Consider the following 15,582-nt stretch of genomic DNA (forward strand, 5'->3'; position numbering starts at 1 on the left):
GTCATGAGCGAGTCGGATGCGAGCGAAGTGCGCGAAAATTCGATCGGCAGAGTTGGGTATGATTTCTGCTGAGCGGTAGGTCATGAAGCAGGTCATGAAAGCCTGGACGCTCCCCGCGCTCCTTTCGATTCTCGCCGTGGCCGCCGGCTGCTCGTCGTCGCCCTCGTCATCGACGTCGCCCGAGAACGACGTCACGGTGGTGTCGTCCAGGCTCTCGCGAGATACGTCGCCCGAGGTCAGTTACGAAGAGACGGTTTCGTTGCGTGATGGAAATAGGCAGTTCGCGACGGATCTCTACGGCACGCTCCGCAACGCACCGCTCTTCGCCAACAAGAATCTCTTCTTCTCGCCGTACTCGATCTCCGTGGCTCTGGGCATGACGTACGCCGGAGCGGCGGGAGCCACGGCCGACGAGTTGGCGAAGACGATGCACTTCACGTTGCCCCGCGATCGGGTGCACGTTGCCATCAATGCGCTCGACCTCGCTCTGAATGCGCGCCCGAAGGCCACGGACACACAGTCGCCCCTCTCGCTCCACGTCGTCGATTCGATGTGGGGTGCCCCGCAGACGACGTTCGAGACGCCGTTCCTCGATACCCTCGCGGTCAACTACGGCGCGGGCGTTCGCCTCACCGATTTCGAGAAGGATGCCGAGGCGGCCCGCGTTCGTATCAACGACTGGGTCTCGAGGGAAACCGAGAACAAGATCCAGGACCTCATCGGCAGGGGAGATGCGATCTCGGGCATTACCCGGTTCGTTCTCGTGAACGCGATCTACTTCAAGGCCGGCTGGACCGCGAAGTTCTCGAAGGACGCCACCGCCCCCGGAACGTTCCACGGCGCGAGCGGCGATGCGCCCGTCGAGATGATGAAGCAGGAGAGTGAGTTTTCGTACGCCGAAGGCGACGGCTATCGCGCGATCGATCTTCCGTACGATGGCGGCCTTTCGTTCACCGCCGTTCTTCCTTCGGATCTTCCCTCCTTCGAGGCCTCGCTCGACCCGGCGAAGATTGCGAGCATCGAGGCATCCTTTGCCAGCGCCTACGTCGCGCTCCAACTTCCCAAGTTCGAGATCAAAGGTGAGTCGTTCAGCTTGAAGGAGTCGCTCGAGAAACAGGGAATGAAGACCCTCTTCTCGGGCGCCGCCGATCTGTCCGGTATTTCGAAGAGCGAGCACCTCCTGGTCGGAGACGTCATTCACCAGGCCTTCATCGGCGTCGACGAAGAGGGCACGGAGGCCGCCGCCGCCACCGCGGTCATCGGCGACGCAATTTGCGACTGCACCACGACACCGCCCAAGAAGATCGAGCTCACGATCGACAAGCCGTTCGTGTTCTTCATCCGTGACACCATGACGGGCACGATCCTGTTCACGGGTCGCTACGTGGGTGGCTGAGCGCAGGATCGCGATGTCATGGCTCGGAATCACCTTCCGAGCACGCGATTCGAGAAATTCGCCGTCCTGGATGATGGCATGGTCGATGCTTAGGTGCGCGGCCATGCTTCGTTCGCGTGAGGGTCTCGTCGTCGGCTTGTTCCTGCTCGCGACGGTCGGCTGCCGTGACGATACGTACGAGACGGTGTCGTACAAGGACCCGTCGGAGTCCGCGCTGGCCGACGACACGGCTCCGCCCATCAGTGCCTACGACGATTCGCTGACCTTCAGGAATCGGATTGGCATCCAAGTGAACAACTCGACGAAGCGCTTTCGCTTCGAGGTGGCGTCTTTTCGCGACGACGGGGAACGGAAAGACGCCGCCGTCCTCTTCCCGAGCCACGCCGCACACCTTGCGGCGCATCGGGGGGCCGTTCCGTCCGTGCAGACCGTCGGAACGTACGTCAAGCAGCTCGACGACACGATCTACGCCGGTGTCGAACGCGCGGTGCAGGACGGCATCGCGCCGACGCTCGCGCCGAAACGCGCCATCCTGAGTTTTGCCCTCGAACAGCTCGTGGCTCGTCGATCGGCGGCTTCCGACGAAGCGGTGGTGTACGTGGCGGCGGCTCTTCGTCTCGGCGGCGGCGAAGCGAACGTCCCTGCGGACCTCGAAGGACGTGTTGGTAATGCCACGGCGAGCTTCACGGCCGACGCCGCCCTCGCGAAGCCCATCGGCTTCTACACGTGGTCCGACGAGCTCCGTGCCATCTGGAGTCAAGACCGCTTTCTCCAGGTCCCTCTCGCCACGGGTGACGCCGCGTGCGCTCTCGCCGGCGCGATCGGGGCCGACCCGAACACGAAGGCGAGATACGAAGCGCTCGTCGCGCTGTATTCACGACTGACGAATCCCGTTCATTCGTCGCTCGTGGATCGCCTCGGGTCGGACACGCAGGCGTGCCTTGGCCTTGGCCCCGCGGCGTTCTTGTCGTCCTCGCGCTCGTCCGAGACGGACCTCTTCGAGCAGCTCTATCCCGGCGGCGTTCCGGCGAATGCCAACTTGATGCAGGACCTCGTCGACGCCATTCGGAACGGCAAAGTCGACCTCGCGCCAAAGCCCGAAGACGGCTGGTACCAGCATCAATCGTTCGCGCTCGAGACGCTCCTCGTGACCGACAAGAGCGAAGAGCGAAGCAAGATCGGCTTCACCGCGCGGTACAAGAAGCGTCTGCAGGAGGCCTTCCAGACGATGCTCGTGCAGCATCGCGAAACCCACGTGAAGCAGACGGGCACCTTCGATGTGTCGGGGCCTCCAATGCCCACTGTTCCGGAGTTCCGGGTGGAGCCGCTCGCGACCGTGTATGTTCGGCATGCACGCTCGTATGTCTTCCTCGAGAAGGCGCTCGATGACGCGTATGGCTCCGAGCTTCTCGATGGCGGCCACGCGGTCTCGTCGAGCGGTATCGAAGCAGAGACGCTGCGCGCACGCATTCGCCGCGCCCGAGATCTCTTCTTCGGGCTCTACATCGTGGCCGCTTTCGATATCGGCATGAAGCCGAAGCTCGAACGTGCCGGCGACCCCGCGCCTGACTCGTGGGACAAGCTCGCCAGCGCGGCGGACCAGTGGCTCTCGAAGCTGGCAAGCGATCCGATCGCCAGCGCCGACGTCCGCGTCATCGTCCCGATCGCGCAGATCGACGCGACGCACATGCGCTACTGGGCCGTCATCGGTGTACGCACCACGCTCGCGAGCTATTCGTTCATCGAGGGAACGTCGATGACGCCGCCCGTGGACGCCGAGCACGAAGCGCGTGTGGCTCTGCCGACCGAGCAATTCCTCGAGGTCACTTCGAGCCTCGTTCCTCCCTCCCGCGAGGAGTACCGGGCGCTCTGCGACGCGAATCCGACGGCCGAAGCGATCCAGGCGGCCCTCGAGAAGCGTTAGTCGATCGAGCGCCGAAAGCGAAAGCGCGCGCTCTCCCGAAGAGGAGAAGGCGCGCGCCTTCACGTCGTCGTCGCGATTATTCCTTCGCGATGTCCGTCTCGAGCGACGCCAGCTCCTGCTTGTAGTTCGCCTTCGTGATCGACTTCTCGGCGGTCTCTTCGAAGTCGGCGGGCGTCGCCAGATCGCCGTCGTCGATCGCGACGGCCGCGGGTTGCGCGGCGGCGGTCTCGACGGGGGCTGCCGACGCGACCGCGGTGGGCGCGTTCTTCGCGGCGGGATCTTCGACCTTCGCTTCTTGCTTCTTGTCTTCACACGCAGCGAGCGCGAACAGCGCCGCGGCGATCATGACGGCGCGCTTCATTTCGCACCTCCCTTGGTGTCGGCGGCAGGGGTTGGGGCGGCGCCCGATGCGGCTGCGGGAGCGGCACCCGATGCGTGCTTGCTGACCCACTTGTCGTGACGAGCTTCTTCCTTCGCGATGAGCGTGGTGACCTTGTCGACCGTGGCCGTGTCCTTTTCGGCCTGCGCGACGGTCTTGATCCGATCGAGCCGTGCGAGACGCTCGGCATGGCGACGGAGCTCCTGCTTGACCGCCTCGTCGGGGGCGCCCTTGAGCCAGCCCTTCAGCTTCTCGCGCTGCGCCTCGTGCTCCTTGGCCCGGCGACCGGCGCGATCGCTGTCGGACTTGCCCTTGTCGTTCTTGTCCTTGTCGGCCTTGTCGTTCTTGTCCTTGTCGCCGTCGTGCTTTCCCTTGTCGGCGCCGGCCTTGTCGCCCTTCTTGGCGTCGTCGGCCTTCGCATGCGGAGCGGCGTGAGGATTGTCCGCGTACGCGCCCGTCGTGAGCAGCGTGACTGCCGCGACGAGGAGCGAGCCCATCAGGTGTTTGCGGTTCATGCCCATGATGGTGCAGAGACTTTCGGGGGAGGGCAATCGACCCGACACGACGGAGACAACGAATTACAAGTCCGCGACGACTGCATCGGGCTCCTGTGGGTCCAAACTGGAAACACGAGTTTCCAGTTGCGGCTCGTCGAAGCGACTGTTTCACGTCGGCCGGGAGCGTCGGCGGCCTCTTTTGCCTTTGGCGGGTTCCCGCTCGCCGCTCCGTAGGCAGTCGGTGAGAAACTCCAGGCAGACCCGGACCTTCGGCATCGCCGCTTTCTCGCGCGCGAAGAGGGCGTGTACCAGACGCGGAGGTGCTTCGTGATCGTCGAGGACGACCTCGAGGCGGCCAGCCGCGATGTCGTTGCGAACGTGCACATCCATGAGCTGCGTGATGCCGAGTCCGGCGACTGCGGCATGGCGGATCGCGTCGACGCTGTTCGAGTGCAAGCGCGAGCTCGGTGGAACGTTGATCGGCTCGTTACCACCTCGAAAGCGGTACGGGATCGGCAAGCCCCCGGCCAGAAAGCCGATCGTCTCGTGGCGCCGCAGATCGCTCGGGTGGGTTGGACGCCCTCGTCGTCGCAAGTAATCCGGTGAAGCCACCGTGGGCATTCGCACGGCGCCGATCTTCTTGTGGACGAGCTCGCTCTCCTGGAGCGCCGCCATGCGAACGACGATGTCGATCCCTTCGGCGATGGGGTCGATGACGTGGTCGCGCACCGTCAGGTCCATGGCGAGGTCGGCGTAGCGTTCGAGAAACTGCGGGAGCGCAGGCGCGAAGAGGAATCGACCGAGGATGGTCGGCGCATCCACGCGCACGCGGCCGCGTGGGGTGGCGCGCACGCTGGCGAGCGCGAGGTTCGCATCTTCGAGCTCACGAAGAATATGCGTGCATCGCTCGTAGTAGGCCGCGCCTTCGGCGGTCAGGCCGAGGCTGCGCGTGGTTCGATCGAGGAGGCGCACGCCGAGGCGCGCTTCCAGTCGCGACAGCACGCGGCTCACGCCCGAGGCGGTGAGACCGAGGGATTGACCCGCGCGAGTGAAGCCACGGGCCTCGACCACGCGCACGAAGACACCGATTTCGCTGAAGCCGTCCACGTCAACCAATGTGCTCGATTGTTGACGCCACGGCAATGAAGCACTGCGCACGAGGTGGCTACTGAACCCGGCCCAAAAGCCCCAATCTGTCCTTCGAAAGCGGAGGACGAAGTCATGATGAACGCGCAACGAAACGAAGCAGACGTGGCCGTGCGTGTGGATCGCGTGCTGGAATCGGCACTCAAGGACAAGCGCGTGGTCGGCGCCGTGGTGAAGGTCGCGAAGGACGGCGAGCTCATCGTGAACCGCGCCGTAGGCTCGAGCGACCGCGAAGCGGGCGTGCCGATGCGCGAGCAGACGGCGTTTCGCTATGCGTCGCTCACCAAGCCAATCGTGGTCGCCACCGCGCTGATTCTCGTCGAGCAAGGAGTGTTGTCGCTGGATGACGCCATCACCCGATGGCTGCCGGAGTTCCGGCCGAGCTTCGGAAACGCCCCTTCGACCATCACCGTTCGGCACCTTCTGACGCACACGAGCGGCTTGGGCTACGGCTTCTTCGAGCCCCGCGGCGATGGTCCCTACCATGCCGCGCGAGTCTCCGATGGTCTGGACCAGCCGGGGCTTTCCATCGAAGAGAACCTGGCGCGGCTCGGAGGCTTGCCGCTGAAGTTCGCGCCGGGATCGGCGTGGCTCTACTCGCTGGCGCATGACGTTCTCGGTGAGGTGCTGGCGCGTGCGTCGGGGCTCCCGTTGCCGGAGCTCGTGGCTCGGTACGTGACCGGCCCGCTCGGAATGACGGCGACCTCGTTTGGCGCCAAGAAGATGTCGGACCTGGCAACGCCCTACGCCGACGGCACGCCCGAGCCGACGCGCATCGAAGACGGGACGGTCGTTCCGTTCGGCGACGGTGGCGTCGCCTTCGCTCCGTCACGCGCGCTGCGGCCTGACTCGTATCCGTCGGGCGGAGCAGGATTGGTCGGGACGGCGAGCGACTTCCTGCGCTTCTTGGAGGCGATTCGAACGCGGGCTCCGTTCGCGCCGAAGCACTTGCTCGATGCGATGACGGCGGACCAGATTGCTCCGTTGACCTCGCCGATTCTGGGCGACGGTTGGGGTTACGGGTTCGGCGTTTCCGTTCTTCGCGATCCGGCCGCTGCAGACTCTCCGATGAGCGCGGGGAGCTTTCGATGGGGCGGCGCCTATGGACATTCGTGGTTCGTCGACCCGCGCGCGGGAGTCTCCGCGGTGCTCCTCACGAACACGACCTTCGAAGGCATGGTAGGGGCGCTGCGGACGGATCTCGAACGGGCGATCCTCGACCAGCCGTCGGGCGAAAGACGGTCCTGAGAGACCAGTCGAGGCTCCTTCGCTCGAGGCGTGGCTGGGCGTCATCGCGTTGGCGGCGCAGAGCGGCCTCTTGATTTGGAAGCCGGGCGGGGGAGTGTCTTTCGACTTCGCTGTCGATCCGATGGTCGCCCAATGGTTCGGCGATCTGCAACGCCTCGTTCTGCCCGGTTTTCCGAAGGCTCAGTGACCCCGCTTCCCTCTCGCGAGAACGTCCGGGTCGATGGGGCCTTCGACCCGGACGTTTGCCGGCGCGAGTGACCGCGATTAGGTCGCCGCCTGGGCTGCGGCTTCCGTTCCGCCGGCGTCGAGCTGCTTCTTGTCGCGACGGAGCGCTTCGCGCAGGCCGTGGCGCAAGTTGCGCAGCGTCGTGAGGCGCGAGAAGTCGACGCCGATGTTCACGAGCGTCTGCGCGACGGCGGGCTTGATGCCGGTGAGCATGCAGCGCGCGCCAATGAGCTCCACACTGCGAACGAGCTTCACGAGGTTGTCGGCCGTCTTGGTGTCGACGACCTCGACGCCCGTGAGGTCGATGATCACGAATTGCGCCTGGGTGCGTGAAACCTCGGCCAGCAGGCGCTCGGTCATTTCGGCCGTGCGGCGCGAGTCGACGACGCCGATGAGCGGCATCGCCAGCACGTCGTTCCAGACCTCGAGGATCGGGTTCGAGAGCTCGTCGACCGCGTAGCGGAGACGCTCGATGAGCTCGGTCTTCTCCTTCTCGCTGTCGGCGAGCTGCATTGCGCGGTGGCGAAGCTCCTCGTCCATGCGTCGCTCTTCGGTCACGTCGCGCGTGACGAGGAGCGCCGCCCAGAGCTTGTCCTGTCCGTCGCGGAGCGGGGTTGCCGAGACGGCGAGCCGCCGGTTGATCTCACCCGTCGCGCTGCCGAGGCACATGTCGGAGCTGTCGACCTGCTCACCGCGAAGCGCGCGCATGACGGGCAGCTCGTCGAGCGGGTAGGGGGTCACGCCGTCGGGGCGATAGACGGTCGAGAGATCCTTGTAGCCGAAGTCCTTGTCGCTCTCGACCTGACCCACGTGATCGTGGAAGGCATTGTTCCAGAGCACCGGCTCCCTGCTGGTGCTCATGACGGAAACGCCGACCGGCAGGTGGTCGACCACCTTCTTGAGCATCGTCTCGGTGCGCTCGCGGGCGTGCTCGGCGGCGATGAGGCGTTGTTCCGTCTCTCGCTCGCTCGTCGCGTCGAACACCTGACCGAACCACAGGATGCTGCCGTCGGCCTGCACGTGTGCGGTCGACATGAAACGCAGCCAGCGCAGCGAGCCGTTCGAGAGGTTCAGTCGTGCATTCCACGTGAAGGTCGTGCCGTTCGCGATGGCGTCCTTCATCGTCGTTTCGACCGTCGTGAGGTCCTCGGGGACGATCCTCATGAACGAAGCCGTCGGATCCTTCGCGAACTCCCCGGGGGTCGTGTCGAGCAACGCGCAGATTCCGGCGCTCGCGTAAGGCCACTCCGTGATTCCGTTCGGCAGCAGCCGACACGCGTAGATGGCCCCGGGCAGGTGGGCCAACACCTTCGTCAACCAGTCTGATTGCTCCGTCTTCACTTGATCCATCGTCGAATTCCTTGTCCCCGTGGGCCGCGCATCAGCGCGCGCGGTCCTTCATTTTCCGCACGAGCGTGGTGTCGACGCGCGTACCCCCGCTGGCGCGTCTGCTGATCGTGAGTTGAGTCATCATTCGTTGAACGGCGCCGAGGCCCGTTCCGAGCCCTCGTCGCTTGGACATCGGCACGTCCGGGGTGAGCCAGCGGCCTTCGGAGAATCCGTCGCGCAGGGCGTCTTCGACCTCGGGAATGCCTGGACCGTCGTCCTCGATGACCACCTGGATGCTCGTCGGCGGACCTTGGTGCACCGTGAGCGTGAAGGTGCCGCCGCCGCCGCCATGTTTGACGGCGTTCGACACGAGCTCCGAAATGGAGGTGGCGAGCTGTGCCTGCTCTTCGCGCGAAAAGCCTTCGGCCTGCGCGATGCGCTTCGCCTCGTTGGCGAGCCAGAAGCGGTCGGCCTCGGAGCTGAACGAGAACGGCCCGCACGTCATGGGCGGCCGAAGCGGGGGCTCGTGCCGTTCGTCATGCGTGCGACGACGCAGGTGAGGTCGTCGTGCGCCTTGCCGTGTCGAGCCATGAGGTCGCTGGCAATGGCTTGCGGCGTGCCGTTGGGCGCCGATTCGGACTCCCAGCGGCTCGAGATGCCGTCGGTGTAGACGACGAACGTGTCGTCGACCTCCATCCGATGGCGCGTGGTGAGGTAGCGACGAGGCCGCTTCCCGACGATCCCCGCCACGTTCACCGGGTACGCCGGCTTGCGGAAGAACGCCCGCAGCGTGACGTTTCCGACGCCGCAGTACTGCAGCTCGCTCTTCACGTGGTCGACGCGGACGATCGTAACCGCCGCCCCACGCGTGGAGCGAAGCTGGTCGTCGAGCGCTCGCATCGTCGCTTCGATTTCGTCGGCGGCGTGACCGCGTATGTACGTCACCGCAGCCTGCGAGGCGCGCGCCGCCTCCGGACCATGACCGAGTCCGTCGATGACACAGATCAACGACGAGGCCGCGTCCTCGATGGCGACGTAAGCGTCGCCCGAGACCGGCTGGCCCTCGAGTGGGCGTTCTGCGACTCCGATGAGAAGGCTGCTCATGGCGTTCGATCGAGGAAGGGGGCTTCGTAGGGCGGTTGGACGCGCATCACTTCTTCGCCTTGGTGGTGAGGGCGAGCGCGGAGTCGACGTCCAACGTCACGCGTACGCCTTCGAGCCAGAGTCCCATGTCGACGAGTGTCTCGACGACCGCGTCGGAGAGCCCGCACACGATCGCCTCGGCGCCGACGAGCTGCGCCATCTGGGACATGCTGTGAATGAAGCGCCCGAAGTAGGAATCGCAGATCTGCACCTCGGAGAAGTCGAGGAGCACCCAGGTCGACGCGTACTTTCGCGCGGATTTCACCGCCTCTCGACGGAGCTCGATGATGTCCGAGTCCGTGAGGTCGGGCGGGACCACGACCAGCAGCATCTGACCAATCTTGCGTACTGCGTTCTTGTCCATCATCTGACTTCTCTTGCGTGAAAGCGCAGGCACACGACGCTGGCGTCGTCGTGCGCGAGGCCCCAGCGTTGTTGAATCGTCCGCGCGGCTTCGAGCGGCGCGAGCTTGGCGACGTCCATCGGGTCGAACGCCCCGTTGATTCCGTCGGTGTGAAAGAGCACGTAGTCGTGGTCCTCCACGCGCGAGAAGAAGACGCGAAACGCGGGCAACCGCATGCCCACGATGCCGGGAACCGAGGCTCCGCGACCACCGCGTCGCGGGATCTCGCGAACGCCGACATTGCCGACACCGCAGAACCCGAGCTCGCGACGTGCGAGGTCGACCTGGGCCACGGCCACGGCTGCCCCACGCGTGCGCGTGAGTGCGTCGTGGCATCGGCGCAGAATGCGGTCCGCCGGAAGCCCCGGCTCTTCGAGGAACGCGTCGATCGCCCGATCCGCAGCTTCGCGCGCGGGCTGTCCGTGCCCGAGACCATCGGCCACGACGACGGTGATGGCGGTCTCGGACACGTGCCAGGCGAACGCGTCTCCGCAGACAGGCATCCCCCTGCACGTGCGCGCGATGCCCGCGAGCTCGAAACCGGGGAACGTCTCGTGTTTCTCGAAAAGGGAGTTTGTCGTCAACGCGGCACCACGTATTTGCGGGCGACGACGCGCGTGCCCTTGCCTGGCGCCGAATCGACGCTGAATTCGTCGACGAGCCGCTTGCTCCCGACGAGCCCGAGTCCCATGCCCGTCCGCGAGCGGTACTTTCCGGACAGGACGTGTGCCACGTCGGCGATTCCCGGCCCGTCGTCGACCGCCACGATTTCGATGCCCACCCGCGGAGTGCGGAAGACCTCGAATTCGACGCGGCCCTTCTGGGCATAGACGACGATGTTGCGCGCCAGCTCCGAGACCACCGTCGCGATCTTCACCGAGTCGGGGATCGAGAAGCCGGTTTCGTCGGCCATTCGCTTGGCGCCCGTGCGAGCCTGAATCACGTCGTGCTCCGACGTGATGAGGATCTCGCGGCGCGCGCCGGGAGCGGAGCGGCTGCTCTCAGGCAGATTCACGAGCGAGCTTGATGCCGACGATGTCGAGCGCCGCGAGGAGGCTCGTGTGGAGATCGCTGAGGGTCACGATGCCCGACCAGTCGATGCCGAGGTCGACGATGGTCTCGGCGACCGCATCGGAGATGCCGCTGACGATCGTGCGCGCACCCTTGAGGCGCGCCGCCTGAATCGTCTTGTTGAGGTGGCCGGCAACGCCGCTGTCCACGAGCGGAACGCCCGTGATGTCGATGATGACGACCTTCGCGCGGTGCTCGCTGATGCCCGCGAGGACCGTCCGCATGATCTCCTTGGCTCGCAAGCTGTCGATGTTACCGACGAGCGGCATCACGAGGATGCCTTCCATCACGGGGATGATCGGCGTCGAGAGCTCGGCGATCGCGCGCTTCTGCGCGTCGATGATCTCCTGCTGGAGGCGGTCGCGCTCGATCTGCGATTGTTCGCGCTGCTTGATCTCCTCACGGAGCTGCGCCGACGCCGATTCGAGCTCTGCCGTTCGGGCCGTCACGAGGTCTTCGAGGCGCTCGCGGTTGCGGCGGAGCTCTTCCTCCTCTTCCTTGCGCGCGGTGATGTCTTCGTAGGTGCCGATGATGCCGATCACCTCACCGGCAGCGTTGCGGAGCGGGATCTTGTTGGTGTCGACCCACGAGGTCGACCCGTCGGCGCGGAGCTGGGACTCGAGGATGTGGAACTCCGGCACGCCGGATTCCATCACCCGGCGATCGATGCCGACGTACTGATCGGCCTCTTCCTTCGTCCACGGCATCTCGTAGTCGTTCTTGCCGAGGAGCTCTTCCGGGCTGGCCTTACCGGCGTCGCGCGCGAGCGCCATGTTGCAGCCGAGGTAGCGCGACTGTCGGTCTTTCCAGAACACCCGCATCTGCAGGTGATCGAGAACGCTGCGCAGAAGAGACGAGTCTTGGAGGGGATTGTTCGGTTTCTGGGCGTTGTCCGTCATGCTCGTTGGCTCGGTTCGACCGGACGTGGAGGTGGCTCACCATGTCGGTGACGTGACCCCTCGCGCGGTCCCTTGGCGTTCGAAATTGGTTTGCCTGATTTGCCTGAAGTGGGATCCGAGCCACGGTTCGTCGGCGAACGAGTCGTTGTCGAAGAGTCGTGACCGACTCTCCGCTGACTCTGATCAACTCCGACGTTCGAGAACAAGTCGCCGAGCCGTGATGCGGTCCCTTGCGAATCGGCATTGAAACGAAGCGAACGACTCGGCCTCCCCCAAGATCGCTGCCGCCATCTCAACGCGCTCCTCGCAACGTAACACACTGCATGCAAGCGCATCGAAATGCTCGCTGGCCTTGTCTCGTACTCACTCCGCTCGCTGCGCTCGCTCGTTCGTCCCTTCGGCCTCACATCCTCTGTCTCGGTGGGGCGCTCGCTGGCCGCTGTCTGGTGCTCACTCCGCTCGCTGCGCTCGCTCGTTCGTCCCTTCGGCCTCACATCCTCTGTCTCTGTGGGGCGCTCGCTGGCCGTTGTCTGGTACTCACTCCGCTCGCTGCGCTCGCTCGTTCGTCCCTTCGGCCTCACGTTGGCTCCGGTTCCCGCGTGCGGGCTCGGCGTTGCGGTAGAGGTCGATCGGCTGACACGACGGTTGGTCGCCGTGGCGATCGCCGCCACTCGTTCGTCATGACGACAAGGTGACAGCGCGCTCGGCACTCGAGAGGGGAGCGCTCCTCCTCTTATTTGCGGCGCACTCGGCCGCTCGTTCGGACGGGTGTCGTTCTTGGGGGCATGCGTCCGGGGATGTCGTCTGACGCTCGTTGGCGGAGCGTTGCGGTCGGTCTTGTGACCGGAGTCACGCGCGCTCCATTTACAACGCGCGGCGGCGATGATTAATTCGGCGACGGGTATGCACAGCGGCACCGGACTCCCGGTTGATTCTGGTACGTCGGGCAAGACGGCCCTCGAAGAGACCTTCGACGAGGGTTTCTTCGAGCTTCGGTTCTCGCCGAGCGTTGCGCTCGTCGCGACCGTTCGACGATTCGTGACCGAGTTCTACGCGCAGGTCCTCGGCAACGCGGACCTCTCGGGGCGCCTCGCGATGGCGACGCACGAGATGCTCGAGAACACCGTCCACTATTCGTCGGACGGACGAGGCGCCATCGCGATTGCGATGAAAAAGCAGCCCGAAAGCGTCGAGATCCGCATCGAGACGACCAATTCGGTCGTGCCCGATCGGCTTGCTCGCGCAAAGGAAGCTCTCGACGGCGTTGTCGGTGCCTCGGACCCGAACGTGCACTATCTTTCGCTCGTTCGTCGTGCTGCAAAGCGCACGGATGGCGGCTCGGGCCTCGGCCTTGGTCGTATCCGCGCCGAAGCCGATCTCGACGTGTCGTATCGGGTCGAGGGCGACCAACTCACCATCCGCGTCGAAGGCAAGTTCGACCTTCCCGCAGCACCCGTTTCCATTCGAGTGGAGAAATGAACGAGTCGTCCACGTCCGTGCAGAGCATCGACACCGAGGAGCTTCGCGTCGACGTTCCCGAGGTTTCGCCTCTCACCATTCGCTTCGCCGGCAGCGCCGATACGCGTTCGCTCGGGGCGATCGAGAACGTGCTGGCGCGCTTCCACGAGCGCGCACTCGAGGCCGCCGTGACCGAAGTCGTCGTCGACTTCCGCGGGCTCTTCTTCATCAACTCGTCCTGCTTCAAGGCTTTCGTTGTGTGGCTTGGCCACGTGCAGGACCTCGAGCAGTCGAAGCAGTATCGCATTCGCTTCCTGCAAGACGACGACAAGCCCTGGCAGAAGCGCAGCCTTGGCGCGCTCAGCTGCTTCGCGGTCGATCTCGTTCTGATCGAGTCCAGCAGCGCGGCTTAGTCTAGTTATCGCTCGCTTCGCTCGCTCTTCGCGCGGAGCGAGCGTGATGAGCCAGGCGTGACCAGAACGGGCGCGCGAGCGCGCGTCAGTTTGCGTCAGTTCTCGAGGCGGATGCCCACGAGCGACACGTCGTCGGGCAGTCCGCGCTTGCCCGCGAATGCGCGGAGCGTGTCGCGCACGGTGTTGCTCACGCTCCGGCCGGACACGTGGGTGTCGCGGAGGAGCGTGTAGAGGCGCTGCTCGCCGAAGAAGTCGCCGTTCTCGCCGCGCGCTTCCGCGATGCCATCGGTGAACACGTAGAGGCCGTCGCCGGGGCCGAGCGTCGTCGTCGTGTGTTCGTAGCGCATGCCCGCGCGCACGCCCATCAGCGCGCCGCGCGCCTCGAGCAGAACGACCTCGTTGCCGCGTACGAGGCACGCGGGAGGATGACCCGCGCAACCGAGCGTGAGCTTTCCCGTGCTGCGTTCGACGTCCACGCAGCACGCCGAGAACATCATCTCGCTCGAGCGGTACGTGGCAGCGATGCTCTCGTTGAGCTCGCGCAGGAGGCTCGCCGGATCGGGCGCATGTTTGAGCGATTCGTAACCGCTCTTGATGAACATCGTCGTGAGCGATGCGCGAACGCCGTGGCCCGTGGCGTCGGCCACGAAGATGCGGATCTTACCGGGCAGCTCCGAGACGACGTAGACGTCGCCGCCGACGAGACCGCAAGGCTCGTAGAGCGCCTCGATGCGTGCGCCGGCGACGGGCGGCAGGGCCATCATGAGCTGCTGGAATTCGCGGGCCTGCTGCAGATCGGCCTGCATGGTTTCATCGCGCTGCTCGACTTCGCGAAGCAGGCCGACGAGCTCGCGTTCCTGGATTTCGAGCAGCGCCAGCTCTTCGGCGCGCGAGCGCGCTCGGAGCGCAGCGGCGATCGCTGCACTCAGCTCCGCGGAGGTCTCGAGGAGGCGCGGCCCCACGGCCTCGTCTCCACCGACGACGATCAGTCCGACGAGCTCCGTGCCGTCGTACAGTCCCGAGACGACGAGTCGGTCGGAGCCGATGATCGCCACGAACGGAGCGAAGGCCTCCACCGGCGACGTCTGCGAATGCCTGAGCGGCGCGTCCGCGGAAAGCGACGTTGCGAGCACGTCGGCGCGGGCGACGACCACCGAGCGGGACGCGTCATCACGCTCGCGCGGGAGGTTCGCCACTGCCTGGACGATGAACGCGCTGCTCGCGGGATCGTCCAACAACAAGAGGGCAGGGCCGCCGCCTAGCTCAGCTGTGGCGAAGGCGATGCCTCGCTCCGAAATCTCCTCGACTGTCTCGCACCCTCGAAGAGCGCGCCTGCGCTCGTCACTTCGCTGCCGCTCCTCGAGACGGCGTTTCAGCTCTTCGTTCTGCTGACGAAGCGCAGCGAGTTCGAAGGCGAGATCGGTCATCGCGCGTCGGCGTACTTCCGGAGAGTGACCGTCGTACCCTGTCCGGGAGCCGAGACCACTTCGAAGTGGTCGACGAGCCGCCGGGCGCCGAGAAGGCCTTTGCCCATGCCGGTTCGCGACTTGTAGTTGCCGCTCAGGACGAGCTTGATGTCCGGAATGCCGGGCCCCCGATCGCGCGCAACGACTTCGATGCCTCGCTTGGGGGTACTGATGATCCGGAGGATGATTTCGCCGGTTTTTGCGTAGTGGAAGATGTTGCGCGCCAGTTCGGAGATCGCTGTCGCGATCTTCACCTGGTTGATCTCGGCGAACCCGAGCGTCCGGCACATCTCTCGACCACGCGTGCGGGCGCGCACGATGTCGTCTTCCGTGACGATCGGCAGCTCCAGCTCCAGACCGGTAACAGGCGCGCTCATGAGCGATCCGTGTTCATGCGAATAGAACTCTCTACTGTCTGCACTCGCGGCGATGAAGCGAACCCACTCTCGCCACGCTCTCGCCACCAACGTTCGTGACCCGTCACCGGTTCCGTTATCGCGTGGGCTCGTGACCGTTCGAGATGAGGGACGAGCATCGAGGCTTTGTGTTGGATACTAACAGGCCCTCCATCCGGAGCGCCCGCTT

Annotated in this window: 17 protein-coding genes; 5 read left to right on the plus strand and 12 right to left on the minus strand. The window is 65.2% G+C overall.

The annotated features are described in order from the left end of the window. Window positions 1–82: 82 nt before the first annotated feature. The gene (locus AKJ09_RS27195) at window positions 83–1,396 is read left to right on the plus strand and encodes a serpin family protein (protein ID WP_146650692.1); all 1,314 of its coding nucleotides are present in this window, start codon (window positions 83–85) and stop codon (window positions 1,394–1,396) included. Window positions 1,397–1,499: 103 nt separating this feature from the next. Then, window positions 1,500–3,320 carry a hypothetical protein gene (locus AKJ09_RS27200; RefSeq protein WP_146650694.1) on the plus strand — a complete coding sequence of 607 codons (1,821 nt, stop codon included), beginning with the start codon at window positions 1,500–1,502 and terminating at the stop codon, window positions 3,318–3,320. 76 nt (window positions 3,321–3,396) lie between these two features. Here the strand turns inward: AKJ09_RS27200 and AKJ09_RS27205 are convergent, their stop codons facing one another. From AKJ09_RS27205 to AKJ09_RS27215, 3 genes are all read right to left on the minus strand, one after another. Next, complete coding sequence (locus AKJ09_RS27205; RefSeq protein ID WP_146650696.1) at window positions 3,397–3,681, minus strand: hypothetical protein; 285 nt, start codon at window positions 3,679–3,681, stop codon at window positions 3,397–3,399. Beyond that, window positions 3,678–4,214, minus strand: a complete 537-nt coding sequence (locus AKJ09_RS27210; RefSeq protein WP_146650698.1) for a hypothetical protein — start codon at window positions 4,212–4,214, stop codon at window positions 3,678–3,680. Before AKJ09_RS27210 ends, AKJ09_RS27205 begins: the two co-directional genes overlap by 4 nt. 150 nt (window positions 4,215–4,364) lie before the next feature. Then, the gene (locus AKJ09_RS27215) at window positions 4,365–5,303 is read right to left on the minus strand and encodes a LysR family transcriptional regulator (RefSeq protein ID WP_169927907.1); all 939 of its coding nucleotides are present in this window, start codon (window positions 5,301–5,303) and stop codon (window positions 4,365–4,367) included. Window positions 5,304–5,417: 114 nt separating this feature from the next. Here AKJ09_RS27215 and AKJ09_RS27220 point away from each other — a divergent pair, with 114 nt between their 5' ends. After that, entirely contained in the window at window positions 5,418–6,590 is a 1,173-nt protein-coding gene (locus AKJ09_RS27220; RefSeq protein ID WP_146650703.1) for a serine hydrolase domain-containing protein, read from the plus strand. Between the two features lie 264 nt (window positions 6,591–6,854). On the opposite strand, the gene AKJ09_RS27225 is transcribed toward AKJ09_RS27220, so the two are convergent. Genes AKJ09_RS27225 through AKJ09_RS27255 form a run of 7 tightly spaced genes read right to left on the minus strand, consistent with a single transcriptional unit; the run spans window position 6,855 to window position 11,660 of the window. Beyond that, window positions 6,855–8,165 (minus strand): STAS domain-containing protein, encoded by a 1,311-nt coding sequence (locus AKJ09_RS27225; RefSeq protein ID WP_146650704.1) that lies wholly within the window; start codon window positions 8,163–8,165, stop codon window positions 6,855–6,857. A gap of 31 nt (window positions 8,166–8,196) precedes the next feature. After that, a complete protein-coding gene (locus AKJ09_RS27230; protein ID WP_146650706.1) occupies window positions 8,197–8,649 on the minus strand; it encodes an ATP-binding protein in 453 nt (150 codons plus the stop codon). After that, on the minus strand, window positions 8,646–9,248 hold the full coding sequence (locus AKJ09_RS27235; protein WP_146650708.1) for a SpoIIE family protein phosphatase: 603 nt from the start codon (window positions 9,246–9,248) through the stop codon (window positions 8,646–8,648). Before AKJ09_RS27235 ends, AKJ09_RS27230 begins: the two co-directional genes overlap by 4 nt. Before the next feature lie 46 nt (window positions 9,249–9,294). Then, window positions 9,295–9,654, minus strand: a complete 360-nt coding sequence (locus tag AKJ09_RS27240) for an STAS domain-containing protein (protein ID WP_146650710.1) — start codon at window positions 9,652–9,654, stop codon at window positions 9,295–9,297. Beyond that, window positions 9,651–10,274, minus strand: a complete 624-nt coding sequence (locus tag AKJ09_RS27245; protein ID WP_146650712.1) for a SpoIIE family protein phosphatase — start codon at window positions 10,272–10,274, stop codon at window positions 9,651–9,653. The genes AKJ09_RS27240 and AKJ09_RS27245 overlap by 4 nt, the downstream gene beginning before the upstream one ends. Then, entirely contained in the window at window positions 10,271–10,705 is a 435-nt protein-coding gene (locus AKJ09_RS27250) for an anti-sigma regulatory factor (protein ID WP_205633816.1), read from the minus strand. The genes AKJ09_RS27245 and AKJ09_RS27250 overlap by 4 nt, the downstream gene beginning before the upstream one ends. Beyond that, complete coding sequence (locus tag AKJ09_RS27255; protein ID WP_146650714.1) at window positions 10,692–11,660, minus strand: PAS domain-containing protein; 969 nt, start codon at window positions 11,658–11,660, stop codon at window positions 10,692–10,694. The genes AKJ09_RS27250 and AKJ09_RS27255 overlap by 14 nt, the downstream gene beginning before the upstream one ends. Before the next feature lie 882 nt (window positions 11,661–12,542). On the opposite strand from AKJ09_RS27255, the gene AKJ09_RS27260 reads away from it, so the two are divergent. Then, on the plus strand, window positions 12,543–13,139 hold the full coding sequence (locus AKJ09_RS27260; RefSeq protein ID WP_146650716.1) for an ATP-binding protein: 597 nt from the start codon (window positions 12,543–12,545) through the stop codon (window positions 13,137–13,139). Continuing rightward, entirely contained in the window at window positions 13,136–13,531 is a 396-nt protein-coding gene (locus AKJ09_RS27265) for an STAS domain-containing protein (RefSeq protein ID WP_146650718.1), read from the plus strand. Before AKJ09_RS27260 ends, AKJ09_RS27265 begins: the two co-directional genes overlap by 4 nt. Before the next feature lie 95 nt (window positions 13,532–13,626). Here AKJ09_RS27265 and AKJ09_RS27270 read toward each other — a convergent pair whose 3' ends face one another. Then, window positions 13,627–14,958 carry a PP2C family protein-serine/threonine phosphatase gene (locus AKJ09_RS27270; protein WP_146650720.1) on the minus strand — a complete coding sequence of 444 codons (1,332 nt, stop codon included), beginning with the start codon at window positions 14,956–14,958 and terminating at the stop codon, window positions 13,627–13,629. Continuing rightward, entirely contained in the window at window positions 14,955–15,374 is a 420-nt protein-coding gene (locus AKJ09_RS27275; RefSeq protein ID WP_146650722.1) for an anti-sigma regulatory factor, read from the minus strand. The genes AKJ09_RS27270 and AKJ09_RS27275 overlap by 4 nt, the downstream gene beginning before the upstream one ends. Between the last annotated feature and the right edge of the window lie 208 nt (window positions 15,375–15,582).

Source organism: Labilithrix luteola (assembly GCF_001263205.1).
Taxonomy (GTDB): domain Bacteria; phylum Myxococcota_A; class Polyangia; order Polyangiales; family Polyangiaceae; genus Labilithrix; species Labilithrix luteola.